Annotated in this window: 2 protein-coding genes; both read left to right on the top strand. The window is 51.3% G+C overall.

Going from position 1 to position 1,962, the window contains the following annotated elements; all coding sequences use genetic code 11:
• Positions 1–155: 155 nt before the first annotated feature.
• Positions 156–1,376: a BACON domain-containing protein gene (locus ACFO6W_RS22745; protein ID WP_380000818.1), complete on the top strand. Its 1,221-nt coding sequence runs from the start codon at positions 156–158 to the stop codon at positions 1,374–1,376.
• Positions 1,377–1,657: 281 nt separating this feature from the next.
• The coding region (locus tag ACFO6W_RS22740; protein WP_380000816.1) for a hypothetical protein at positions 1,658–1,962 on the top strand (305 nt) is incomplete at its 3' end.

Below are 1,962 nucleotides of genomic sequence, written 5' to 3'. Positions count from 1 at the left end.
TTGCCACTGCAGATGCCGCCCTGGCATCGACGGAGGTCATTACCAACATCGACGTGCAGGTCTTCGTCATCGATGAAAACTTAACCGATGTCTATTGGGATGCAAAGAATTACCTGGCGGTCAATGCGCCGGACTTTGATTTTGGCTATGAGGCGGTGACAGCCGCTTCCACCGGCAATACCTTCACCGTTAAATCCACCGCCCCCTGGACGATCGAATGTTTCGAAGCGGACGGAACAACATCTATTCCCAACGGCGGCTGGCTATCGGTCAACCCCGCAACAGGCACTGCCACCTCGACGGCTACCGTTTCGGTTCTGGTTGCTGCCAATGGCGGAGCAGCACGAACAGGGAAACTAATAATACAGTCCGGGCTATTTACCCATATAGTTACGGTGAACCAGGAGGTTATGTCGCCTACTGCAAATTCATTCATAGTCGCTCCAAATACAAATAACTACGCAATCCCTGTCAGGAATTGCAACATGTCCGACCTGGGCATACAGCTAAACGATGGTGAAACATTCACTGCGGAAGTGGTATGGGAAAGCGATGCGAATGCGGTTAGTACTGTCACGGTAAATGGCAGCGGCCCATATGGCAATATAGTTGTCAGTACCGGATCAGCCGAAGGAAACGGTGTGGTATGCATTAAGAAGGGTGGAGTGATCCTGTGGTCATGGCATATCTGGGTGACAAATTATAATCCGGAAACCGGTACATACGTTTCTAACGGCCAGACCTTTATGGAGCGTAACCTGGGCGCCATGAACAATACACCGGGCGATGTTGGCTCCCTGGGCCTGATGTACCAGTGGGGCCGCAAGGATCCATTCCCGGGATCAGCCAGTACTACTGCGAATACCGAGCCAACTTATGCCACTGTTACAAAAACCCAAGCTCCCGCGGGTACTTCCCCTAATTACAATATCGGCGTTGCTGTGGCAAATCCGCTGACATTCTATACCGGGTCTAGTGCGAACAGTTATGACTGGTACAGCATCACAGCCAGCATTAAAAATGACGCCCTTTGGGGGGCTTCGAAGACCATTTACGATCCTTGTCCGGAAGGTTGGAAGGTTCCTGCTTCGGGACCCACCTCTGACTCGCCGTGGTATGACTTAACGTCGCAGTGGTTCAGTGTCGGTACCGGTGCAGACTGGACACTGAATGGTCGAGGCTACTACCCCGCTTGCGGGCATCGCGGCCGTGCCGACGGTAATTTAACAGCTTTAGATACCGGCCGCGGCTTATATGGTTCATCTGCGATTAACGGTAATAATGTAAAATACCTTGATTTCGGTCCTGGCGCCCTGAATACAAACTCGAACCAAGCGCGTGGATACGCCTCTGCCATTCGCTGCGTAGTCGAGTAACAATACGTAGGTGAGCGTATTTGATTTATTCCCTTCGTGCATTTAATATTGTACAGCGTACAGTGCTGTTACAGCAGGGTGGGCGAACAACACCACAGGGTAGCGCCAGGCTACCCTACAAAAAGGGAAAAAAGGCTAAGTGAGCCATACAGATATAAATGAACGATAAATACGACATATTCAGTTCCGGCCGGTTGGCGGTAATCCCGTGCAGCGGTAACAGGAAAAGTCTGATGTATGACATATATAAAAAATGCAATATATAAAAAAAGCTCAAGGATATGAAAACCAATAAAATGTATAAGCGCTCCCGGTTATCCCTGCTGGTGACCGGGGTATTAGGCCTGTTTACGATCGCATACACATCGTGCAGGAACGATGATCCCGTGGATATGAACGGCCCGGGTAAAGAGATAACCATCACAATGTCCGTACCCGGCATCAACCCGGCGGACGGCCCGGTGACCTATGCCATGCCAACAGACGAGGCCAAGGTCAATACGGTCGATGTGCTGTGCTTCCAGACCGACCCCGCAGGCACTGCGGATGTGGACAGGGGAACCTTCCTCTACCGTGCCACCGTAGG

It is taken from the genome of Dysgonomonas termitidis (assembly GCF_042654545.1).
GTDB classification, from domain to species: Bacteria; Bacteroidota; Bacteroidia; order Bacteroidales; family Dysgonomonadaceae; genus Dysgonomonas; species Dysgonomonas termitidis.
The sequence above is the reverse complement of the archived record's forward strand: the minus strand, read 5'-3'. Positions and strand labels throughout refer to the sequence as shown.